Raw genomic sequence first — 23,750 nt, 5'->3', positions numbered from 1 at the left:
CTCCTCAGGCGAATTCGCGCCTGATGCGCCGGGTTGCCGAGGCGCTGTGGACGAGCGTTCCCCGTTCTCGCGCCTCGAGCCGCCAACTCAGGTTGAAATGGGTCTCGTCGGATGTGAACTCGGTCACGGCGATCGCCTCGGTGTCGGCCCCGCCGCTGGCAATCGCCCAGCGATATTCGGTGACGAGCTTTGCCGACAGCGGATCGTCGGCACGGATGCTCATCGTGTCGCTGTTGGCCGAGGAGACGGTGATGCCGCGATCGTCATAGCGCCGGCGGCCGTGGTCGGAGGACAGCGCGATGGTCTGTACGCCAGAGCCGACATCCTCGGTGACGATGCGGCGATCAAAACCCTCGTCCAGTGTCGTCGTCGGAACCGGCGGCGCGGTTTCGGCCGGCTCGAAGCGGACGTCGCGATCGCGAGCCGATGGCGGGCGCACCGGCAGCACCACCGTGCTGTCGCCGGTCGCGACCGACAGCGTCGACAGGTGCGGCTGCGGCCAAAGGATCGGCCAGTGCTGGTTGGCCAGCGCCAGACGGATGCGATGGCCCTTGGGCACAGTGCGGGCGAAATCGTTGAGCTTCAGCTTGACGCGGAAGGGCGTCCCAACCGGACATGGTGTGGGATGCTCATGGCTGTCGCGGTGGCTGAGATTGAGCACGCCGTAGGTCATCAGCGCCGAAGTGCCGTCGGGATAGACATCGCAGAGCCGGGCCGCCAGATTGACATGCGGCTGGTCGACCGTGACGAGCAGATCGAGCTCGGGAGCGCCGAGCAAGGTCAGGTCGTCCTCCAACGGCTGCGTATCGAAGCACAGTGCCATGCCGTCCTCACGGCGCTGGTCGATCGGCATGTCCGGACAGGAGCCGCCATAGCCGCCCCAGCGGCCGCAATCGCGCCCGGCGGTGGCCGGCGAGCGGACCGTGAGCACCCTACCCTTCGCGGGTTCGCTGCCCAAGCCGGCTGCGTTCAGATGCAGAGCGCGGCGCTCGACGCGCGGCGACGGCCACTGATCCTCGGCAGCCCAGCTGCCGGCATGATCGGGCAGGTAAAAAGGTTGCGGTCGTTCTTCGCCGGTGACCCAGACGCGGTAGAGCGGCTCATCCATGATGCCGGTGTCTTCGCCGCAGAGCCAATGGCGCCACCAGCGCAGCGCCTCCTGCAGATAGCCGATCAGCGGCCCCGGCGCGCCACGGCAGGGATAGGCATGCGACCACGGCCCGACAATGCCGAGCTTCGGCCCCGGCAGATGTTCGAGCAGGCGCGGCACGAAGTTCGAATAGCTGTCCTCCCAGCCGCAGACGGCCATGACGGCGCATTCGATGGCGGCGTGGTCTTCGCAGACGGAGCCCTGCCGCCAATAATCGTCACGGCGCTGATGCGCGAGCCACACTTCCGACAGCGAGCTCGTCGCCGCAAGCCGGCTCATCCACATGGCACGCCAGGCGTCGCCGACGATTTGCGGATCGGGCGCCATCGCCTTCTTCACCAGCATGAAGTTCGACCACATCTCCTGCTCGGTGAGCAGCGCGCCGCCCATATAATGGATGTCGTCGGCGTAGCGGTCGTCGGTGGCGCAGTTGGTGATGATGGCCTTCAGGGCCGGCGGACGCCGCGCCGCGACCTGCAGCGCGTTGAAGCCGCCCCAGGAAATGCCGGTCATGCCGATATTGCCGTTGCACCAGGCCTGGGCCGCGAGATGGGCAATGATCTCGCAGGCGTCTTCCTGCTCGCGCGGCAGATATTCGTCGGCCAGATCGCCGTCGGAATCGCCGCTGCCGCGAATGTCTATGCGGGCGCAGGCAATGCCGTGACCGGCGAGCCATGGATGGATGTCGATGTCGCGCGCAACGGTGCCGTCGCGGCGGCGATAGGGCACCATCTCCACGACGACCGGCACCTTGTCCACGGTGCGCGGACGCCAAAGCGTCGCGGCAATGCGGGTGCCGTCGGCCAGCGTGATCCACAGCGGATCGACGGTTTCGACGGCAAAGGGAAACTCGGTTCGTACCACGGCAGGTACCCGCAAATGCTCTTGTTGAACGTTCGTACAACAAGAGCATTTGCGGCGCAATCCCGCTTCGTCTTTTTGACGCTGAATGCGAACCGTTCTTCGACGGCCGTGACGCGCCGTTAGACTTTCCGGTCGAATGGAGGCCTATATAGAGCTGGAGGCGCCGCGTCAGTGGATGCAGTCCCTCGGCACGAGGATCATCTCGGTTCCGGAATAGTCGAGGCGGATGCGCCTCTCCAGCAACGATGCAAGTTCAGGCGATGCGGCAAGCGGCGTCGTAGTCGTCCAACACCTGGCCGATCGCTGCGTGAAAAATGGCCTCGGGATTGCCGGCCGGTCCAAGCCCGGACGGCAGCGTCGGCAGGAACTGCCGCATCAGCGTTTCGGGAATGGCCGCGCCGGCAAGCGCCTCACGCAGGCGGCCGACGGCAACGCTGGCCGTTGGGTTGCTCCAATAATAGCGGATGCGGTCGCTGTAGCTGTAGTGGCGCTGCAGATAGCGATCGGCTTCATTGCCGTGATAGTGGCCGTTCCAATGGCCGGGAGCGGCCAGCATCACGCGTTCCATCGTGCGGGCAAGCGACCTGTCGTCATAGTCCGCGATCATTTCGGACGCGATCAGGTCGAGCCCGTAAAGCGCCTCGCGCAGCGCAAAGGTCAGGCCTGGACCCACTTTAAGGATCGGAAAGCCGTTGCCGACAAGGGCGGTCAACGCAGCGCGGCTCTGGTAGTCGGTCGAATGCGCCTCGTAGACGAGGGACGGTTCCTCGTCGAGCAAACCGGTCAGTGGCTTCGACGCCTCCGGTCTGTAGGCGACAACGTTCTGGCTGCCGAACTCGACGCCCGGCTGCACCACCACGGCGATGACGCGGCCAAATGCTTCCGTCAGCCCTTCCCTGGCAAAGATCTCGCGATGCACCTCGATCGTGCGCCGCGCCGCCGCCGCTTCGGTGGGCTGCAGGTCGTTGATCGCATGGTCAACGCCGCCGGGAGCGGGAACCTCGGTGCCGATAATGTAGACCGGCAAGGCGCCACCGATGGCGCGTGCCGCCTTTTCGGCTGCCTTGGCCAGCCGCGCGGCCCGTGTCGCGATGGTCTCGTCGTCCAGCGCCGCCGGCTCGCCGGCACAACCCATCGACGCGTCGAGATGGATCTTGCTGAAGCCGGCCCAGACATAGGCGGTGACCATGGCTTCGGCCTTGCTCATCGCTTGTGCCGCCGGCTCCGTACGCCACGGGTTCGGTCCCAGATGATCGCCGCCGAAGATGATGCGCGAGGGGTCGAGGCCTTCCTTAGCGGCGATCTCGAGCACGAAGGCGATGAACAAATCCGGGCTCATCCCGGTATAGCCGCCGAACTGGTTGACCTGATTGCAGGTCGCCTCGATCAGCAGGCTGCTTTCCTTGTCCCTGACGGCGCGCCGGATGGCCGTCTGGATCACCAGCGGATGGGCCGAGCAGATCGAGGTGATGCCGTAGGGCGACCCGTTTCTGCGCGCGGTGGCGAGGCCTGCGAGCGGGTTGATCGTCATGTCGCCCTCTGCGTCCCGGCAATGAAGCCGTCCAGCACATCGAAGCCGGCGGTGCCTTCCATGGGTCCACGCCGCGTGACGTTGCGGGCGCCGGCGGCATTGGCATAAAACAGCGCCTTGGCCGGCTCCATGCCCTTGCGCCGGCAAGTGAGATAGGTGGCGCCGAAACAGTCGCCGGCGCCGGTCGGGTCGACTTCCTCGACCCGGAAACCGGGGCAGTCGATCCTGGCGCCGTCGGCGCCGAACCAGGACGAGCCGGCGGCCCCGCGCTTCAGCACGATCTCGCCGACGCCCCTGGCAAACAACGCCTTCACCGCCTGGCATTCGTCGTCGACCCCGGCGGCGGCAAGCAACTCGTCGCCGGAGGGCAACAACAGATCGGCATCGTCGACCAGCGCTGAAAATTGCGCGCCGTCGGCGCCGTCGATCAGCTCCTTGCGCACATTCGGATCGAAAGAGGTCGAGCCACCACGGGCCCGCACCGATTTCAAGGCATAGGCGACGATCTCCTTCAGCCCGGCCACCGACAAGGTCGAGCCCATGACATGCAGATGGCCGGCCCTGTCCGCCAGCTCGCGCGCGGCGTCGGTGAGACGGATTTGCCCGGCGGCGGATTCGGCGATGTTGTAGACGAAGTCCCTGCCGCCGTCCGGCCTGTAGCGCACGAAAGCGCTTCCCGTGGGGTAGCGGTCGCTGACCGAGACGGCCGAGACGTCGACGCCGTCGCGTCTCAGCCTTTCCAGGTTGATCGTTCCGAAATCGTCGCGGCCGACGCAGCCGATGAGCCCGGCGCCGCCGCCCAGTCTTGCCACCTGGTCGATGAATATAGCCGGCGCGCCGCTGGGGAATGGGCCGACCAGCGTCAGTGGTTCGAGGAAACCCAGACCGGGGTCCGTCGCCATGATCTCGACCAGGATTTCGCCGGCGGTAATCGTCGGCCCCGCGGCTTCGGAGGCGATCTGCCTTCGGCGGCTCATTGCTGCAATTCCTTCTCTCCCCCAGCCGGACCGGATGCCGTCACGATAGCACCAGCCCAACGATAGCGCTTGGCTGCAGCCGAGGTAAATCGCGGCAAGCTCGAAGTCAACACAAACTGCACGCATGTACACTTATTTTGCTGCGCGTGCGGCCTTCCTAGACATGCCAAATCAGGAACATCAACTCGCCTGGCGATCGCATGGCACCGGAATCAAGCATGGCCGCCTTGACTCGGCTTTCTCATAGCGCAATAAAATGTATACGCATGTCCACTTACACATGCGCATTCGTAAAGGAGGAGACGAAATGCCTATCGGTAAGCGTATCGGAATTCTTGGCCTGTCGGCCGCCGTTTCGGCACTGGCGGCAAATGCCGCCCTGTCCGAGGAGATCACGGTTGCGACAGTCAACAATGGCGACATGATCATCATGCAGAAGCTGTCGCCCGAATGGGAGAAGGCGACAGGAAACAAGGTGAACTGGGTGGTGCTCGAGGAGAACGTGCTGCGCGAGCGGGTCACCACCGACATCGCCACCAAGGGCGGCCAGTTCGACGTGATGACGATTGGCGGCTATGAGACGCCGATCTGGGGCAAGAGCGGCTGGCTGACATCGCTCAACGATCTCGGCGACGATTATGACTATGACGACCTGATCGCGCCGGTGCGCAGCGGCCTGACGGTCGACGGCAAGCTCTATGCCGTGCCCTTCTACGCCGAAAGCTCGTTCACACTCTACCGCAAGGATCTGTTCGACGCCGCCGGCCTGAAGATGCCGGAGCAGCCGACCTATGACCAGATCACGGAATTCGCCGACAAGCTCACCGACAAGTCGAAGGAGCAATACGGCCTGTGCCTGCGCGGCAAGCCGGGTTGGGGCGAGAACATGGCCTTCGTCGGCACGCTGGTGAACACGTTCGGCGGCCGCTGGTTCGATATGGACTGGAAGCCGCAGCTCAATTCGGATGCGTGGAAGAAGGCGATCGGCTGGTATGTCGACACGATGAAGAAGGATGGACCTCCGGGAATAAGCTCCAACGGCTTCAACGAGAACCAGACCTTGTTCGCCTCCGGCCATTGCGCCATGTGGATCGACGCCACGTCCGCCGCGGGTCGCGTCTATGATCCCAAGCAAAGCAAGGTCGCCGACAAGGTTGCCTTCGCCAAGGCGCCGGTGGCGGTCACGCCAAACGGTTCGGCCTGGGGCTGGGCATGGAGCCTCGCCATCCCGACCTCGACCAAGAAGGCGGATGTGGCAAAATCCTTCGTCAAGTGGGCGACCTCGAAAGCCTATGTCCAGCGCGTCGGCGAGACCGAAGGCTGGGTCGCGGCACCTCCGGGAACGCGCAAGTCGACCTATGCAAGCGCCGACTACCAGAAGGCGGCGCCCTTCGCCGCGACGGTGCTTGCCGCGATCGAATCCGCCGACCCGACCAAGCAGACCAAGGATCCGGTTCCCTATACCGGCATCCAGTTCGTCGCCATCCCCGAATTCCAGGGCATTGGAACCGATGTCGGTCAGGCGATTGCCGCTGCGGTGACCGGTCAGCAGTCGGTCGATGATGCGCTCAACGGCGCCCAGACCGCAGTGGAGAAGACGATGACGGAAGCGGGCTACATCAAATAGGGGGCTCGAGCCACACGACCAGACCAGGGGGCGGAACGTGCGCCGCCTCCTGGCGATCCCGGCCTGTCATACCTCCCGTTGCAGCGGGCCGGGAGGATGCACGGATCGGCCGAGGCAACTCCAGGAAAATTGCGGTGCGGTTTTCCCTCCGGAATTGCCTGAGCAATCGGCAGGTCCGTGCGTTCCTCGCGGCAATCTGGCGAAAAGCGTGTAACGGTTTTCCCATCGGAATTGCCAGACAAGGCGCCGCCACGCATACGCCGGCAGGCGCCAAATATCGTTTCGACCAAATATCGTTTCGAACAGTCGGGAAAGGCTGGAACCGGACATGAAACTGAAGAGCAAGACGGCCCTGATCACCGGCGGCGCGCGCGGCATTGGCCTCGGCTTCGCGCAAGCTTTCGCGCGTGAAGGTGCCAGCGTGGTGATTGCCGATATCGACATCGACCGCGCGACGCGGGCCGCCGCCGCAATCGGCTCGGCGGCCAGCGCCGTCAAACTCGATGTCACCGACCTCGATGCGATCGACAGGGTCGCGGCGGAGGTCGACCGCGCGTCCGGCGGCATCGATATCCTGGTCAACAACGCCGCCATCTTCGACATGGCACCGATCACCGACATCACCGAAGCGAGCTACGACAAGGTCTTCGCCATCAATCTCAAGGGGCCGCTATTCATGATGAAGGCGGTGGCCAATCTGATGATCAAGCGCGGTCGCGGCGGCAAGATCATCAACATGGCAAGCCAGGCCGGCCGCCGCGGCGAGGCGCTGGTGACGCTTTATTGCGCCTCCAAGGCAGCGATCATCTCGGCGACGCAGTCGGCGGCATTGGCGCTGGTCAAGCATGGCATCAACGTCAACGCCATCGCGCCCGGCGTCGTCGACGGCGAACACTGGGAGGTCGTCGACGCGCACTTCGCCCGCTGGGAGGGCCTGAAGCCCGGCGAGAAGAAGGCGGCGGTGGCCAAGTCCGTGCCGATCGGCCGCTTCGCCAACCCCGAGGATATTGCCGGGCTTGCCGTGTTCCTCGCCTCGTCCGACAGCGACTACATCCTGGCGCAAACCTATAATGTCGATGGCGGCAACTGGATGAGCTGACGCGCTGCAAGCCGCGCTGCCGAGACAAGGGAGACTGCGATGAAGGCCATCCGATTTACCGCTGCAGGCGTCGCCGGCATGGCGGATCTGGAGCTGCCAAAGGTCAAGCCTGGACACGCTTTGGTGCGCGTCCGCGCCGCCGGCCTTTGCCATACCGACATCGAGGTGCTGCATGGCCGCTACGGCGAAGGTGCGTTTCCCCTGGTCCCCGGCCACGAATATGCTGGCACGGTCGAGGCGGTCGCCGACGATGTCACCACCGTCAAGCCGGGCGACAGGGTTGCCGTCGATCCCAACATACCGTGCGGGCACTGCGCCGCCTGCCGGAAAGGCCTGACCAATCTGTGCGCCAGCCTGAAGGCCTACGGCGTCACCGAAAATGGCGGCTTCGCGGAATTCAGCATGGTTGCCGTCGACCATCTGCATGGGATCGGCGATCTCGCCTTCGATACGGCGGCCCTTGCCGAGCCGCTCGCCTGCGTCCTCAACGGTCTCAGTGCCGCCGGGGTCGAGGCCGGCAGGAGCGTACCCGGCAATGCGCTGGTCTTCGGCGCCGGGCCGATCGGCCTGCTGCTGGCGCTGTCGCTCAGGGCCAAGGGCGTGGCAAGCGTGGCGGTCGCCGACATCAGCGAACAGCGCCTGGCCTTCGCCGAGGCGCTCGGGCTGGAACCGTTGGTGTCCGGATCGCAGGCCCTGTCGACGCGGGCGCGCGGCTTCGATTTCGTCGCCGACGCAACCGGCGTCGCCAAGGTGGTCGAAGGCATGATCGGCTTCACCGCCGATGGCGGCACGGCACTGGTCTTCGGCGTCTGCGCGCCCGATGCCAGGATCTCGGTCGCCCCGTTCGAAATCTTCCGCCGGCAGATCAGGCTGGCGGGTTCGCATTCGTTGAACCGCAACATCCCGCAGGCGCTCGATATCCTCAAACGCGACGACGGCACGATGGCGCGGCTTGTCAGCCATCAGTTGCCGCTGTCGCAATTGCTGCCGTTCTTTGCCAAGAGCAGCGGCGACCCAACGACGATGAAGGTGCAGTTTTCCGCGCAAGCGTAGCCAGGGCTATACGGCTTCCCCTTGCGGGCCGATCGTTTGCGCACCCGGGAGAAAACCCCTCCGGCTTTGCGCAAATAGGTGACTCAAGTAGAAGGTCGAGACGGCGGGTGCAAACAGGGGGCCATGGATGGCGAAGACGATAAGAACGATGGAGGATTTTTCCGCCTTTGTCGGTCTGTCCCGCACGACGGTTTCCAAATATTTCAACGATCCCGGTTCGGTGAGGCAAAACACCCGCAGCGCGATCGAGGCTGCGCTGAAGAAGTCCGACTTCCGGCCGAGCATGTTCGCCGTCAATCTCAATCGCCGCCGCAGCAACATACTGGGCGTCATCATCCCCAATTCGACGGATCCGTTCTACATGGCGCTGACGCGCCGCATCGAGACGATCGCCAATGAAGCCGGCTTCCTGGCGTTCGTGCTCTCCTCCGACGGGCGCCCCGAAATGGAAGACCAGGCGATCCAGACGTTCCGATCGATGAACATCGCCGGCGCCATAATCGCGCCGCTCGGCGTGCAGTCTCATCACCGGATCCTGGCCGAACTCGGATCGAGCATCCCGTTGATCTATGTCGACTCGCCGCTTGACGAGACCTCCTCGTTCGTCGGCACCGACAACAGGCAGAGTTTTCGGCTCATCGTCGACTATCTCTGCAGGTCTGGCGAACCCCCCTGCTACTTCGCCATGCCGCTCGTCAACAACAACGCCCAGGCGAGGCAGGACGCCTATGTCGAGGCCATGCAGCAGTTCAAGATGACGCCTGAAATCGTGCCCGTCGCCGACATCAGATCGTGGGATTTCGAAAAATTCGGCTTTGACGAAGCGCTTCGCATCCTGCAGGCGCAAGGTTTTCCGACGAAAACGGTGCTTTGCGCCAACGACCGTGTTGCCTTTGGCGTGATCGCCGCCGCGTTCCAGCTCGGCTTGAAGGTCGGCCATGGCGCCGATTGCGACCTGCGGGTTGCCGGACACGACGACCATCCATTGTCGCGCTATGCCTGCCCGCCGATCACGACGGTCGCGCAGAACTACAACGAGATCGGCCGCCTGGCCATCGAGCTGCTGCTGGCGCGGCTGGATGAAAAGGCGGCGAAACGCGAAAGCGGACGCATTCTGCTCAACGCCGAACTGATGCTGCGAAGCTCAGCCTGAATTTGCGCTGAATGCGCATCGGGGTGGTCCAGCCATTTTCCTTAGTATGTTCCCGTGTTCGATGACGAACCGGCACCGAGATTACGGACCGGCTACCGCCCCTTAGCCTCCACGTCCGCTAGCCGCCGCAGGTTGATCGAAAAAGATCGTCCTTCGACCTGTGGAGGAGATCAGGACTGTTTCCAGGACGAAAAAAAGCCCGCGCTCCGGTGGAGGACTCGGGCCGTTCGGGCACAGGCCCCGACAGCAGTGATGTCGGGGAGATGTCACTGCCAGCACACAGCCTCAGGAGATGACTTACTGACTGCCTCGGTTCAGGCGAGGACCAAGCGGGCCAAAAGCACCGCAAAGATAAGCGAGAGAGGTATGGCAAGAAGCCAGCGAGCTTCCAGAATGCTGTTGTGCTGGTTATCCATTTCGGACCTAGTACCAGCGTCCACGGCCGTAAAAGCCGCCGCCGCCCAGCACGATAACAATAAGAACTATGACCAGAATTGTGGTGATATCCATATACGCCTCCTGAGCGCGCCCGGCCGGGTTGGCCGTTCACCACTCTTGCCCTGTAGGGCATCGATTGTTCCTGTCACCTTGACACCTACCAACGTTCCGCATGGCATTGTTGTTCCGATGGACCTATCGGGCATGACCCGCCCAACGGAACCGCTGGCCCGCACCTCGGCTGGAAAGGTTTCACAAACCATGTCCGGGTCCACCAAGGAACCAAGCGGCCTGACGATTTCTTTAGCTGCATGAAAAAGCCTGGCACGCTCGGACATCAGGATGCTGAAGGCGATTTCGGCGGTCGATTTGGATATGGGCATCCCGCTCACAGGCCGGATCCTTTTGCCACATACACGTTCTCGGCCGGGGCTGTTCGTCCTCTTCCGGTCGATAACAAGAAAAGATGGCGCTGACGGCTGTGCAAAAACCCTATGAAACCGCCTATTTCGCCAGGAAGCACGGGATCACGCAGGCCCAGGCACGACGGATCACCAAGGACTTCGGCCCTTCACGTGTCAGGTGCGACACAGCCGCCCAGGATCTGAACTTGGCCCTGACAGGGCTCATCGCCTTGCATGAGCGTCGGCAGCATCTGCGTCTTCGAAGGAATAGCTGATCCTGGACGCAGGATACCAAAGCCGATCCATTGGTGTCTTGGCGCAATCAGCGAAGCCACTTCCTGAACCTCGCGGCTTTACTCCGCACGAATGCAGCAGCTGCCGCGTCACACGTCCTGCGCGATGGTCCATTCGCGGCAATGATGAACTTGGCGTCTCTGAGCGTGAGACCGTGCTTCTTTGCAAAGTGGATTGCTCCATAAGGCTCGTCTTGGGGTATGCCCCCGTTGGTGTAGGCCATTTGTGCCTCGCATGACGGATGGCTCGCCTTCGGCCTCTTCCGCTCGCCCAGTCTGCCACATCAACCTTCGACGACGGTTGTAGGTTCCGACCAGAGGTGGAACCTCCGACCGCAGCCAAGGTTTAGCATCTTGATGTTCGAAGGTTTTCAGCTTGAGACAATCCAGCTGCCCGAGGCAACGCTTCGGGTCAGGCACGGCGGTTCAGGACCACCGGTCCTGCTCCTGCATGGTCATCCTCGCACGCACGCCACGTGGCACCGTGTTGCGCCGCTTCTCGCGGAAAACCACACGGTTGTTTGTCCAGATCTCCGTGGCTTCGGGCAGTCTTCGATTCCAAGGGATAGTCACGATCATGCGGGTTCATCCAAGCGCGCCAAGGCGAGGGACTGTGTCGCGCTCATGCGCCATCTGGGTTTTGATCGCTTTGCCGTCGCCGGGCATGATCGCGGAAGCTACACCGCTTTCCGGATGGCGATGGATCACCCATCCGCCATAACGCATCTCATCGTTATGGATAGTGTTCCCATCCTGGAAGCGCTGGAGCGATGCGACGCCCGCTTCGCTACGGAGTGGTGGCACTGGTTCTTCTTTGCCCAGCCCGACAAACCGGAACAGGCGATCATGGCCAACCCCGAAGCCTGGTATGGAGGCTCCGCCGATCAGATGGGTGCGGAGTCGTTTGCGGACTACAGGGCAGCTATTCTCGACGCTCGTGTCGTCCATGGGATGATCGAGGATTATAGGGCCGGCCTCTCGCTTGACCATCTGCATGACGCGGATGATCGAAGTGCCGGCCGACGGGTCCAATGCCCCACCATGGTTCTATGGTCGATGCACGATGATCTGGAACGGCTTTATGGCGACATTCTCGGCGTATGGCGCCCGTGGACGACAAGCTTGCGGGGGAACGCCATCGCCTGTGGACACCACATGGCTGAAGAGGCGCCAGAGCTGCTCGCGTCAGAAATCCTGGCTTTCTTGCAGAGTGTAAAGTCGACCTCCGAGGCCGGCCCGTCAGCGTGATGGCCGATACCTAGCCCAGAGATGGAGCCCTACTTGCCTCGGTCAGCCAGCAAGCAGGTCTTCGAGTTTGCTGGTCAGTTCATCAAAGCTGAACGGTTTGCGAAGGACGGCACGGTTGCTGAAGCCTTCGCGCATGTCGCGATCGGTGTTGCCAGTCGAATAGATGAACGGCATGCCGCGTTCGGCAAGCGCGTCGGCAACGGCGTTGCTGTCGTTGCCATCCAGGTTCATGTCCAGCATGACGGCATCGAACGTCTGCGTTTCGATCAGGGCGATCGCCTTTTCGATCGTGGCGGCTGAGGTCACCGATTGGCATCCAAGATCGCCCAGCATGTCCTCGATCATCATCAGCACCAGAATTTCATCCTCGACAACGAGCATGCGCCGGCCGGCAAGCAGTTTATCCATCGTGAATTCCCGGTATCGGAATGTTCATCGTGCAGATCAACCCGTCCGGGCGATAGTCGAGTTGCACAGTGCCTTCGAGTTCGTGGGTGAGGCCGCGCTCGATCACGCGCGAACCGAACCCTTGTCGCGACGGTGGCGTAACCGGCGGTCCATCCTTCTCCCGCCAGCAAAGGATCAATCGACGGTCATCCGGCGCCGGCTCGATCGTCCATTCGATCCGGATCGAGCCTTTGTCATTGGAAAACGCACCATATTTCACCGCGTTGGTCGCGAGTTCGTTGAAGGCGATGCCGAGCGCCAGCGCCGCTCTTGTCGAAAGGCGGATGTTCTCGCCTGATATCACCAGGCGTTCCGCCCGCCCGTCGGTGACGTCGAACGGTTCCAGGGCATCGTGAAGCACATCGAGCAGCCCGGCGCTGTGCCAATTTTCACGGGTTAGCAAATTGTGCGACCGGGAGAGCGCAAACAACCGGGACTCGACGGCTTCGCGGATCGCCCGTGGATCGGAATTGACTCGCGACGCCTGCCAGACGATCGACTGCACTGTTGCCAGCGTGTTCTTCACGCGATGGTTCAATTCGTCGATGAGCATTTTGGATTGCGCCTGCTCTTCCTTGTGTCTGGTGAGATCGACGAAGGAGGTAAAATATTGGACAATGGCGCCGCTCTTGTCGTGGACAGGACTGGCGAAAAGGGCTCCCCAGAATTCGCTGCCGTCCTTGCGCCTGTAAAGGATTTCCGCACCCGTCTCCGCATTGGCTTCGAACTCGACCTTGATGCGTTTCAACGCTCCGGCGTCGGCGCCGTCGGCCATCAGGAAATTGAAGGGCTGACCCAGGACTTCTTCCCTGGCGTATCCGGTCAGGGCGAGGAAGGCGTCATTGGCAAAAATGATAGGATTGCCCGGCTCTTTTGCATCGGTGAAGACCATGGCCATCCGTGTTGTCTCGGCGGCAACAACGAAGGGGCCGAGGTCGTCCTGAAAGCCTTCGACTTCCGCTTCGGCGTCCTGCTGCTCTTCGGACTTGGCGACTACGCTGGTCATGTGCTTGACCGACCGGCGTCCGCTATGTCGGTGACCGTCATCGCTCATCTCCCATGGAGGGGCGAAAGCGTGATCGACTCTTTCAAGCGCCAGCGCCCGTTGATAGGCTGGCGACCCTTGCTTTGTACGCTTCCGACACTCGATTAGCGAGTCATTCCACACGCGGCTCATTGGCCGCCGCTACGCCAATCCTCGCTGGAACGATTGTTTGGGCGCGCGTTCCTTGACTGCTGCGGATCGCGTCAACCGGGCGTGGCGGTACGGTGAACAGGATGGTTTTCCCGGTTTCATATCCTGACCACGAATGGCAAAAGCGCCTGTCCCGCCCGATCCGCAGCAACGGGGCGCGTCCCGGCAGCGCATTTCCAAATTGCCCGGCCGACTTGTGCTTGATGTCAAAGTGTTGGTCATGATTAGCAGTTTGGCTCAACCGTCACCGCGGGCACCGCGCCCATCAGGGACTTTATTGCGGAAAACAGGGCAATAAGTTTTGCCTGCAGCAAGCACTGGCGTGCTGGCCCTTCGGCGACGCTCGATCCAGGCCATTGTGTGGCGGGCGGGCATTCACTAGTCTTTCGGCTGGGTCGAGGAACGCACGCATGACGCCGAAACTGAACCGCTGGAAGCGTTTCGCCGACTGGGACGAGCGGCCGTTGCGGCTGGACAAGTTCGCGGCGGAAGACCCCGCCAACGGCTTCTCCGCCTTCTCCAGCCCGGCCGATCCCAAACCCGGCATCGGCATCAAGGACGGGCGCGTCGTGTCCCTCGATGGGGTGCTCGAACACGACTACGACATGATCGACCGCTTTATTGCCCGCCATCACATCGACCCGGACGTGGCGCCTGAAGCGATGGCTTTGGACTCGGCAACCGTCGCGCGCTGGCTGGTCGACATGAACGTGCCGCGCGAAACGCTGGTGCGGCTCGCCCATGGCATGACGCCCGCCAAACTCGCCGAGGTGGTGTCGCAGCTCAACGCGCTGGAGATCGCCTTCGCCTATTCGAAGATGCGGGCGCGCAAGACGCCGGGCAATCAGGCGCATGTCACCAACGCTAAGGACGACCCGCTGCAGCTCGCCGCCGACGCGGCGACCGCCGTCGCCTTTGGCTTCGACGAGATCGAGACGACGATGCGCGTGTCGCGCAACGCCTGGTCCAACGCGGTGGCGTGTGCGGTGGGCGGCGCGGTCGGCCGCTGGGGAACGCTGTTCCAATGCTCCAGTGAGGAGGCGGAGGAACTGCGCATCGCCATGGCCGGCTTTACGTCCTACGCCGAAACCGTTTCCGTCTACGGCACCGAAAAATCGTTCACCGATGGTGACGACACGCCGTGGTCCAAGGCATTTCTCGCCGCCGCCTACGCCTCGCGCGGCGTCAAGATGCGCTGCACGTCGGGCGCCGGCTCCGAACTGCTGATGGGCTTCCATGAAGCCAAATCGCTGCTTTACCTCGAGGCGCGCTGCCTCTGCCTGCAGCGCGGCATGGGCGTGCAGGGCACGCAAAATGGCGGCATCGACGGAGCGCCGTTGACCGCCACTATCCCCGGTGGCGTCCGCGAGCTGATGGCTGAGAACCTCATCGCTGTCTGGCTCGATCTCGAATGCGCGTCCGGCAATGACGCGCGCTCCACCGAATCCGAAATTCGTGTCGGCGCCAAGATCCTTCCCTATCTGATCGCCGGTTCGGACCTGATCTGTTCGGGAATGGGATCGATCCTGAAATACGACAATTCGTTCAACCCGTCGCTGATCAACGGCGAGGAATTGGAAGACTATCTGGTGCTGCAGCGGGATTTCGAGGCCGATGGCGGGTTGACGCCATTGCCCGAGTCACGCGCGATCGAGCTGCGCGAGCGGGCGGTGGAGGCGATCGCAGCCGTGTTCGAGGAGCTCGGCCTGTCGACACCGACCGAGGACATGAAGACCAGCGTGGTTTACGCCTCCGGCTCCGACGATACGCGCAGCCTGATGCCGCGCGACGTGTCGTTCATCAGCGAGGCCATCAAGGAGCGCGGCATCACCGTGATCGATGTGGTCAAGGCGCTGGCCCACCGCGGTTTCCGCGAAGAGGCCGAGAACCTGCTGAACGTGGTGAAGCTGCGCCTTTCGGGCGACTATCTCCAGACCTCGGCCATGATCCGCAACGGGCGGATCGTCAGCGCGGTGAACGATCCGAACGACTATCTCGGCCCAGGCTCCGGCTACCGCGTGTCCGAAGAACGGCGCCTGCAACTCAACGACATCCGCGATGTGCTGGATCAGAAGGAAGTGCTGCGCTCGGAAGCCCTGCACGAGAAGGACGAGGCAAGGCACATCCGCTATCGCAACCTTGGGCCGGCAGCCAACGGATCGGCGACCGACGATGTCGTCATCGGCATCAGCCCGGCCTTTGGGCTGAAGCTTTATCGGACGACGGCCGGACATCGGCTTTCCGAAGTGCTTGGCGCCATGCTGGAAGCAATTCGCGCGCGCGGGCTCAAGGCGCGCGTCGTCCGCTTTCGCCATACGGCCGATACCTCCTTCCTCGGTCTGTCCGCCGCCCGGCTTTCCGGCAGCGGTATCGGCATCGGCATCCAGGCCAAGGGCACAGCCGTCATCCATCAGCGCGACCGCCAGCCGCACAACAATCTCGAACTGTTTTCCAATGCGCCGATCACCAGGCTCGAGCACTATCGTGCGCTCGGTGCCAATGCGGCGGCCTATGCGCTGGGCGAAATGCCGGAGCCTATCGTCGTGCCGCAGCGGGGCGAGGCCATGGGCTCGCGCTACCACGCCCGCGTCGCCCTCATCTACGCCATCGAAACCGGGCTGACCGAGGCCGGAGCGGCTCCCGAAGAGGTCGACATCACCCTGACGGGAGCGAAATCGTGACCCATACGCGCGCCGACTATCCGCTCGCCGAAACCCAGCCCGGCGCCGTGACCGGCAAGCACGGCAAGGCGCTTCCGGAGATCACGCTGGATGCGGTGCTTGCCGGCGAAGTGACGATGGAAGACCTTCGCATCACGCCGCATGCGCTGCAGGCTCAGGCCGACGTGGCGCGCGATGTCGGCCGGCCGACCCTCGCCCTCAACTTCGAGCGCGGGGCAGAGCTGGTCGAGGTGCCGCAGGATTTCATCATGCAGGTCTACGAACTGCTGCGCCCAGGCCGCGCCAAGTCCAAGGAAGAATTGCTCGAGGCCGCCGCCACGATGCGCGACACCTACCGGGCCGAACGCATCGCCCGTTTCATCGAGGAGGCCGCCGAGACCTATGCGGCGCGCGGCCTTTTCACCTTCCGCTTCTGAAAGGACCGCATGAGCTGGAAAACCGGATTCCGTTCGCTCTATTACCTCGGCGCGCCCGAGCCGGATGATCCGGTGCTGGTGCCGGCGCAAACCGCCATCCTGGTCATCGACGTTCAAAACACCTACCTGGAACGGCCGGACCGTGCGTCGCTTTCGCCGCAGGACCAGCACCGCTACGATTTGTGGACGCCGTTCCACGAGCGAATGCACGGCACGGTCATACCGAACACGGCAAGATTGCTGGAGCTGGCACGGGAAAACGGCATCGAATGCCTTTTTGCCCGCATCGCCTGCCGCACCAAGGACGGGCGCGACCGCTCGCTCTCCCAGAAAATGCCGGGCTGGAACAATCTGCTGCTGCCAAAGAACGACGCGCCGTCGCAGCTCGTTGCCGAGCTTCAGCCGGCCGGCGACGAAATCGTGGTGACCAAGACCACCGATTCCGCGCTGACTGGGACGAATCTGCGCCTCATCCTTCACAATCTCGGCATCAGGAACGTCATCTGCTGCGGCATCTTCACGGACCAGTGCGTGTCCTCGACGGTGCGCAGCCTGGCGGATGAGAGCTATGCGGTCATTGTGCTGGAGGATTGCTGCGCGGCGGCGACCGAGGATCTCCATCGCAAGGAGCTCGAAATCATCAACATGATCTATTGCCACGTGATGTCGAGCGCCGAGCTATGCAAAATCATGGCCTTGGCAAAGTGACGCGGCGTCCGTAGTGTCATGGCTGCACTCGCAGGCCGGGACACATCGGCCGCCACGTGCGGGGACCAAATACAGCTGTCACGAATGGAGAGGGCTTCATGGCCATAGAAACTGCACGCGGGACGATCGACGTCTCGAAGAGTAACAGCATCAATCTTTTGCACTCCAAGGCCGTGGGGCTCGCGGGAGTGCTCTTCCTGGCCGTCACCGGCGCGGCGCCAATGTCGGCGATGTTGGGCAATGTACCGTTCGCGGCAGGCTATGGCATCGGCAAATACACGCCGGCCGCCTTCCTGATGGCGACGATCGTGTTGACCATCTTCTCGGTCGGCTATGCCGCGATGGCATCGCGCGTCTCGTCCGTCGGCGGCTTCTACTCCTTCATCAGCCAGGGGCTCGGCCGCGAGGTCGGGATGTCGGCGGGCATAGGCTCGCTCGCCTGCTACTCTCTCTTCGAGGCCTCGCTCACCGGGCTGTTCGCATTTTTCGGCAATCTTTGGATTTCCCAGCACTTCGGCATCAACGTGCCGTGGATCGTGCTCGCGCTCGCCATGATCGTGGTCATCGCAGCACTTGCCTATCGCGACGTGAAGGTGTCGGCACGGTTGCTCGGGATCGCCCTCGTTCTTGAGGTGATCATGCTGGTGATCTTCTCGCTGGGCGTGCTTTTCGCTCATGGTGGGACGAATTTTTCCGGCGATTCGCTCAATGTGTTCAAGGTGTTCACGCCTGTCACCGAGCAGAAGGTCGGCGATGTGGCCATACCCGCAGGCGAGGCCGCCGTCGGTATCTTCATGGCGTTCTGGTCGTGGGTCGGCTTCGAGATGGCGCCGAACTACGCCGAGGAATCGCGCGATCCGAAGCGCATCATTCCGCAATCGCTGCTGATTTCCGTCATTGGCCTTGGCCTGTTCTACACCTTCGTCAGCTGGTGCGCGGTGGCGGCCTATCCCACCGAGGCCGACATGGTGGCCAAGGCCTTCTCCGACGGCGTGAACTTCTTCCTGACGCCGGTTCAGAATTATGTCGGCGGCTGGGGCTACCAGCTGATGTCGCTGCTCATCCTGACCAGTTCCTTCGCCTGCGGCATGGCCTTCCACAACACCGCTTCCCGCTATCTGTACTCGCTGGCGCGCGAAGGCGTCCTGCCACAGGCGATCGCCGAGACGCATGACCATCACAAGAGCCCTCACAAGGCCTCGGCGCTGCAATCGGTGCTGGCGGCGGTATGGGTGCTGCTCTACGGTCTGGCCTACGGCTTCGACGACCCGTCGGGACAGGCTTGGCTTGGCGTCTATACCCTGTTTGCGGTGCTTGGCACGGGACTGCTGCTGGTGCTGCAGGCCGTTGTCTCGCTGGCGATCTACATGTGGTTCAAGAAGAACGGGGGCGGCAGCATGCTGACAACGGTCATCGCGCCGTTGATCTCGCTCGTTGTCCAGCTGGTCCTCGTCTACACGCTGGTGGCCAATCTCGCGACGCTCGGCGGCACCAATGGTTTCGCCAGGAGCATCCCCTATGTTGGGCTTGCAATCCTTATCGTCGGGCTGATCTGGGGCTTCGTGCTGAAGTCCGCCAACCCCAAGGCATATGACAACATCGGTCACATGGTGAACGAAGGCTAGGGCATCCATCGCCTGGATTTCTTGTGGCAACGGGGACAGGGTATCACTCTGTCCCCGTCTCATTTTGGAGCTTCAAATCATGACCCAGTCTTTGAAGGGTCGGTCCGTCGTCGTTACCGGCGGATCGAAAGGCATCGGCAAGGGCATAGCGCGGGTGTTCGCGCTCTCGGGTGCCAAGGTCGCCATCATCGCGCGCCACATCGACCAGGCCGAAGCCGCGGCCGCCGAGATCGGCCACGGCGCCTTCGGCGTGGTGGGCGACGTCACCTCACTCGCCAGCATCGAGAGCGCGTTTGCGGCAGTTGCCGCGAGAAGCGGTAGCGTCGACGTGTTGTGCGCCAATGCCGGAATTTTCCCGCAGGCGCGGCTCGAGGACATGACTTCGGAACAATGGGACGAGGTTGTCGACACCAACCTCAAGGGCACCTTCCACGCGGTCAAGGCGGCGGTGCCGTATTTGAAGAAATCCGACCAGGGCCGCATCGTGCTGACATCGTCGATCACCGGCCCGGTCACCGGCTTTCCCGGCTGGTCGCACTACGGCGCCACCAAGGCGGGGCAGCTCGGCTTCATGCGCACGGCCTGTATCGAGCTGGCGAAATACGGCATCACCGTCAACGCCGTCATGCCGGGCAACATCATCACCGAGGGGCTTGCCGGCCTGGGCGAGGACTACCAGAAGACCATGGCCGCCTCGATACCGCTCAAGCGGCTCGGAACCGTGGAGGACATCGGCTACGCCGCGCTCTACTTTGCGTCGAAGGAAGCAGCCTATGTGACAGGGCAGACGATCATCGTCGACGGCGGCCAGATCCTGCCGGAGAGCCTGGAGGCCCTGGCATGATGATGGTGCCCGCCTAGACTAGGAGAACTTGCTGAGATAGTCCTCGCACAGCCCGACCGTTCCCTCGGTGTAGGGGAGACCCATCGATTGGGCGAGGTCTGTCTCGGCATGTGAGCCGATCCACGCAACCAGGAGCAGGCGGCGCAGCATCACGAAGGTCGGGATCTCATCCTCGTCCGCCTTGGGCAGGTCAAGCACGCGGCGATAGCCGGTCGTCCACGATTGGATAAGATCGGCTGCCTGCGGCTCGTGCTCGTAGAAAGAGATAGGCGTCGCCGCGTCGTACATATACCAGCCGAAGCCGCAATCGTCGAAGTCGATGACCTTCACCGTCTTGCCGTCGATCAAAAGGTTGGCGAGCCGCAGGTCGCAATGGATGAGGCCGAAGCGGTCATGGCCCTTGCCGAAGGCGGCGAGCCTGCGGCCGATCAGCTCCGCGGTGCGGCCAAAGAGTTTGGCTTTCGCGGCGTCGACGCCCATGCCGTCACGCCAGCGCCCCCAATGGGGGTTTTCCTCGCCGAGACTTGTCTCGAAATCCCACACATGGCGGCTGAACCAGGATGGGCGCTTCCATTGCCGGGCGTGGATGTGCATGCGGGCCGTCACCTCGCCAAGCACCTCGAAAGGTTCGGCGAGCGCTTCGCCTATGCCCGGCTCCGAACCGGTCTCCCATTGCGACAGCACGACATTGCGGGGTTGCGCCAGCCTGGCATGGCCGACACGCTGGATCTGCTCGCCGTCCTTGCCCGCCACCGGCACGGGGGTGGGCACGATCCCGGTCTGGCGCAAATCGGTCAGCCAGGCCAGTTCGGACTGGATGGCCGTCCTTGAATGGTAGCCGTCGCGATGGATGCGAAGCGCCCAGCGCCGGCCGTCGCGAGCTGCAATCTTGTAAGTCGCGTTCTCCGACAGGTTGATCATCGCGACGGAAACATCAGCCGGCAAATCGTATTTGGCGGTCGCCGCCTCCGCCGTCTCCTGCAGGATGCGGAGTTGCTGGTCATGGGTGAGCGCGTCGAAATCCGTCACTGTCCGTCCTGCCCTATCCTTGCACACTTGCCCCCTGCCGGAACCCTGCGATCCCGGCAAGTCCAGCCGCCAGCCGACCTCACTGGACACCTGGCAGTCTCGGCCAGGTTTGGTCCATGTCAACTCGCCTTGCCTGCCTGATGCAGCAGCTCGCGGGCGCGGGGCATTGCCGCGTCGAAGCGATCCATGATGTCCTGGCAGGTTTCGTGATCGAGAAGCACGCCAGGCTTCCACTGCAGCACCCGCTTGTCGAGCGACGAGAAGATCGCCCAGACGCCCTGCTCGTAGAGTGCGCGTGACACGAAGACGGCGCCTTCGGGGTGATTGCTGAATTCCAGGCCGAGGATCACGCCTTTCTGGCGCACCCCGGTGAAGATATCGCCGTGACGAGCCTGCATCTCACGCATGGCCTGCGCCATGAACTCGGTCACGGTGCCGACATTGGTCACCAGTTCAGGCCGCTGCAGCATCTCGATGACCTTGTGGGCAACGACACAGCCGAGCTCGGCCCCGCCTGTGGTCGAGATGTGGGCCGCCCCGTCCTCGTTGAGCCAGCCACCGGCCTTGTCGTTCACCAGCGTTGCGCTGATCGGATAGAGCCCGCCGGACAGGCCCTTTGCCGTCACCATGATATCCGGCTGGACGCCATAGGCCTGCCAGCCCCACATGCTGCCGGTCCGCATCAGGCCGGTCTGAACCTCGTCGGCGATGTACATCGCGCCATGCTTTTCGCACAGCGCCTTGCAGGCGCTGAGATAGCCGTCCTTCGGCATCGGGAAACCGTACGTGGCGGGGATCGTCTCCATGATCAGCGCCGCGACCTCTTCGCCCTTCAGCGCCTGCTCCATGGCGTCGATATCGTTGAAGGGAACCTGGATGAACGTCTCCGGCTGGTCGGAAAGAAAGATCTTGGTGAAGCGCTCGTCGCCGGTCGCCACCGCGAGCCCGGAATGCCCGTGATAACCCTTGATGATCGACACGATCTTGCGCCGCTTGGTGGCATAGCGAGCGCTCTTGATGGCGATGTCCACCGCCTCGGCGCCGCCCGGCGCGAAGATCGCGTATTTCATTCCCGGCGAGACGTCGACGAGGGATTCGGCCAGCGCCGTCCGCGCCACGGAGGGAAACCAGTGGTTGCCTATATCGAAATAATCGAGCGCGCTCTTCAGCGTCTCGACCAGCTCCGGATTGCGGTGACCGAGATTGTAGGTGCCGCCATTGAGGTGCAGGTCGATCAGGCGGCGGCCCGACATGTCGTAGAGGAAATAGCCTTCCCGCCTGCCGATCACCAGATCGATCCCGGCTTTCTGCCAGAACCTGGTCTTGTCGGGATTCCAGAAACGGATTGCCTTGTCGAAAAAATCCTGCTTCGACTCGAACTTGAAGGGGCCGAAGTCGTACATGCCTGTCTTTTTCCCCAGAGGTTGATCGGCGCGCAACAAAGCCGGCGAGGCTCGTCCGCCGGATGATGCAGGATTACGGGCCGGCGAGAAAGGGGGCGGAAAGATGATCCTGAAGGACAGGACCGCGATCGTCACCGGGGCAGGATCGGGCATCGGCAGGGCGGCAGCGCTGATCATCGCGCGCGAGGGCGCGGTGGTCGGCGTAGCGGACCGCAGCGCTGACGGCGCGAACGCGACCGTCGACCAGATTGTTGCCGCTGGTGGCCGGGCGAAAGCGCTTGTGTTCGACCTGACCGACGATCAGGCGCTTGAAGCCGGTTTCCGCGATTTCATCGACACACAAGGCAGGATCGACATCCTGCACAATCATGCCGGCGTACAGGTAGAGGGTGACGTGCTCGGCGTGAGCGTCAAAGGCTTCGATACGTCCTGGACGCTTAACGTGCGGGCTCACTTCCTCGGTGCCCGCATCGTCATGCCGTTCATGAAAAAGGCAGGTCGCGGGGTCATCCTCAACACGTCGTCGAGCTCCGGCGTGCTCTACGACCGCGAGATGATCGCCTATACGACGACCAAGCACGCGGTGATCGCGATGACGAAGCAGATGGCGGGCGACTATGGCCGCTTCGGCATTCGCGTCAACGCGCTTTGCCCCGGTTGGGTCGACACACCCTTCAATGGCCCTTTCATCGCCCAGATGGGAGGCCGGGAAGCCATCGAAGCCTACATCCGCGAAAAAGTGCCGCTTGGTCGTTGGGCAAGCGTTGAGGAAATCGCGGAGGCCGTGCTGTTTCTTGTGTCCGACCGGTCCTCGTACATGACGGGCCAGATTCTGGTTGTCGATGGAGGAGAGACGGTGATCTAGGCGTGGGCTTCACGAGGTTGTCCATTCGGACCGGGCTAAGGCGTCAGCGCCCGTCGGAGCCCAAACGAACATCCACAAGAACGCCATGGATGTCGACGAAGTGTTGAAGCTGGGTTTTTGGTTCCCTGCATCTGAAGCGAAAAAGCCGAAGCGCAAACGGAAGCGTCGCGGACGTCGGCTGTTATATTTCTGACCGCCGATGGCCGTTGCGCATCAGGCACTGCGCCCAACGATCTTCAAGACTAGCTCGTGAGCCTGCAATACTGCCTCCAATGCCGCGTGCGCCGACAGCATGGCGTCCATCAGTTCAGCCGGCAGCGGATCGTCCCACGCCGCCCGGCGCACCGCCTGCTCGAAAGCCCCGCATCCGACCTTGCCCAAGCAGAGGCCGAATGACCTCAGCGAGCGGCGGATGCCGTTCTCCGGGTCATGGAACTTGGCCTTCAGATTGCGCAGCGTTGCGCGATCTTGTGCATGTGGATCCTGAGGCAGAGCGCTGCCGGTTCGGGCGGCTGCATCGCCGTCGTTTGCGGAAGTTCCCCTCTTACACTGCGTGTTCCTGCTATCGGTGGAGATGGACCCTTGAGCGAGAATCGTGAGCTAGCCGCAATCCACGAAGACGCCGTGTTCTAATACTGACCAAACGGCGCTTACCGCGGCTGCGATGAAATCGACCGCATCGCAGGGCGTGATCAAGGCC

General features: G+C 62.9%; 18 protein-coding genes. 11 read left to right on the top strand and 7 right to left on the bottom strand.

The window, feature by feature from the left end:
• Positions 1–4: 4 nt before the first annotated feature.
• The 3 genes from AC56QX_RS15055 to AC56QX_RS15045 form a co-directional block, all read right to left on the bottom strand.
• A complete protein-coding gene (locus AC56QX_RS15055) occupies positions 5–2,014 on the bottom strand; it encodes a CocE/NonD family hydrolase (RefSeq protein WP_497117003.1) in 2,010 nt (669 codons plus the stop codon).
• Positions 2,015–2,267: 253 nt separating this feature from the next.
• Positions 2,268–3,545 (bottom strand): D-tagatose-bisphosphate aldolase, class II, non-catalytic subunit, encoded by a 1,278-nt coding sequence (locus AC56QX_RS15050; protein WP_497117002.1) that lies wholly within the window; start codon positions 3,543–3,545, stop codon positions 2,268–2,270.
• Positions 3,542–4,522, bottom strand: coding sequence for a tagatose kinase (locus AC56QX_RS15045; protein ID WP_497117001.1), 981 nt, complete (start codon positions 4,520–4,522; stop codon positions 3,542–3,544). The genes AC56QX_RS15050 and AC56QX_RS15045 overlap by 4 nt, the downstream gene beginning before the upstream one ends.
• A 307-nt stretch (positions 4,523–4,829) precedes the next feature.
• Here AC56QX_RS15045 and AC56QX_RS15040 point away from each other — a divergent pair, with 307 nt between their 5' ends.
• The 5 genes from AC56QX_RS15040 to AC56QX_RS15020 all read left to right on the top strand — a co-directional run bounded on the left by AC56QX_RS15040 (position 4,830) and on the right by AC56QX_RS15020 (position 11,837).
• Entirely contained in the window at positions 4,830–6,149 is a 1,320-nt protein-coding gene (locus tag AC56QX_RS15040; protein ID WP_497116999.1) for an ABC transporter substrate-binding protein, read from the top strand.
• A gap of 328 nt (positions 6,150–6,477) precedes the next feature.
• Positions 6,478–7,248 carry an L-iditol 2-dehydrogenase gene (locus tag AC56QX_RS15035; RefSeq protein WP_497116998.1) on the top strand — a complete coding sequence of 257 codons (771 nt, stop codon included), beginning with the start codon at positions 6,478–6,480 and terminating at the stop codon, positions 7,246–7,248.
• Positions 7,249–7,287: 39 nt separating this feature from the next.
• The gene (locus AC56QX_RS15030) at positions 7,288–8,301 is read left to right on the top strand and encodes a zinc-dependent alcohol dehydrogenase family protein (protein ID WP_497116997.1); all 1,014 of its coding nucleotides are present in this window, start codon (positions 7,288–7,290) and stop codon (positions 8,299–8,301) included.
• A gap of 148 nt (positions 8,302–8,449) precedes the next feature.
• Entirely contained in the window at positions 8,450–9,454 is a 1,005-nt protein-coding gene (locus tag AC56QX_RS15025; protein WP_497117765.1) for a LacI family DNA-binding transcriptional regulator, read from the top strand.
• A 1,492-nt stretch (positions 9,455–10,946) separates the two neighbouring features.
• A complete protein-coding gene (locus AC56QX_RS15020; protein ID WP_497117763.1) occupies positions 10,947–11,837 on the top strand; it encodes an alpha/beta fold hydrolase in 891 nt (296 codons plus the stop codon).
• Positions 11,838–11,879: 42 nt separating this feature from the next.
• On the opposite strand, the gene AC56QX_RS15015 is transcribed toward AC56QX_RS15020, so the two are convergent.
• Together AC56QX_RS15015 and AC56QX_RS15010 are read right to left on the bottom strand one after the other, a co-directional pair.
• Positions 11,880–12,245: a response regulator gene (locus AC56QX_RS15015; protein WP_497116996.1), complete on the bottom strand. Its 366-nt coding sequence runs from the start codon at positions 12,243–12,245 to the stop codon at positions 11,880–11,882.
• Entirely contained in the window at positions 12,238–13,290 is a 1,053-nt protein-coding gene (locus AC56QX_RS15010; RefSeq protein ID WP_497116995.1) for an HWE histidine kinase domain-containing protein, read from the bottom strand. Before AC56QX_RS15010 ends, AC56QX_RS15015 begins: the two co-directional genes overlap by 8 nt.
• 599 nt (positions 13,291–13,889) lie before the next feature.
• Between AC56QX_RS15010 and AC56QX_RS15005 the strand changes: the two genes are divergently transcribed.
• From AC56QX_RS15005 to fabG, 5 genes are all read left to right on the top strand, one after another.
• A complete protein-coding gene (locus tag AC56QX_RS15005; RefSeq protein ID WP_497116993.1) occupies positions 13,890–16,160 on the top strand; it encodes a propanediol/glycerol family dehydratase large subunit in 2,271 nt (756 codons plus the stop codon).
• The gene (locus AC56QX_RS15000) at positions 16,157–16,576 is read left to right on the top strand and encodes a diol dehydratase small subunit (RefSeq protein ID WP_497116991.1); all 420 of its coding nucleotides are present in this window, start codon (positions 16,157–16,159) and stop codon (positions 16,574–16,576) included. Before AC56QX_RS15005 ends, AC56QX_RS15000 begins: the two co-directional genes overlap by 4 nt.
• Before the next feature lie 9 nt (positions 16,577–16,585).
• A complete protein-coding gene (locus AC56QX_RS14995) occupies positions 16,586–17,284 on the top strand; it encodes a cysteine hydrolase family protein (protein ID WP_497116990.1) in 699 nt (232 codons plus the stop codon).
• Between the two features lie 98 nt (positions 17,285–17,382).
• Complete coding sequence (locus AC56QX_RS14990; RefSeq protein ID WP_497116988.1) at positions 17,383–18,909, top strand: APC family permease; 1,527 nt, start codon at positions 17,383–17,385, stop codon at positions 18,907–18,909.
• 79 nt (positions 18,910–18,988) lie between these two features.
• The gene (fabG, locus tag AC56QX_RS14985; RefSeq protein ID WP_497116986.1) at positions 18,989–19,753 is read left to right on the top strand and encodes a 3-oxoacyl-ACP reductase FabG; all 765 of its coding nucleotides are present in this window, start codon (positions 18,989–18,991) and stop codon (positions 19,751–19,753) included.
• Between the two features lie 18 nt (positions 19,754–19,771).
• Here fabG and AC56QX_RS14980 read toward each other — a convergent pair whose 3' ends face one another.
• Both AC56QX_RS14980 and AC56QX_RS14975 read right to left on the bottom strand, forming a co-directional pair.
• Positions 19,772–20,782, bottom strand: coding sequence for a phosphotransferase enzyme family protein (locus AC56QX_RS14980; protein WP_497116984.1), 1,011 nt, complete (start codon positions 20,780–20,782; stop codon positions 19,772–19,774).
• Between the two features lie 119 nt (positions 20,783–20,901).
• Positions 20,902–22,185 (bottom strand): class-III pyridoxal-phosphate-dependent aminotransferase, encoded by a 1,284-nt coding sequence (locus tag AC56QX_RS14975; protein WP_497116982.1) that lies wholly within the window; start codon positions 22,183–22,185, stop codon positions 20,902–20,904.
• Positions 22,186–22,288: 103 nt separating this feature from the next.
• Here AC56QX_RS14975 and AC56QX_RS14970 point away from each other — a divergent pair, with 103 nt between their 5' ends.
• A complete protein-coding gene (locus AC56QX_RS14970) occupies positions 22,289–23,050 on the top strand; it encodes an SDR family NAD(P)-dependent oxidoreductase (RefSeq protein WP_497116980.1) in 762 nt (253 codons plus the stop codon).
• Positions 23,051–23,750: the final 700 nt, after the last annotated feature.

This window comes from Mesorhizobium sp. RCAM 06353 (genome assembly GCF_059683585.1).
The sequence above is the reverse complement of the archived record's forward strand: the minus strand, read 5'-3'. Positions and strand labels throughout refer to the sequence as shown.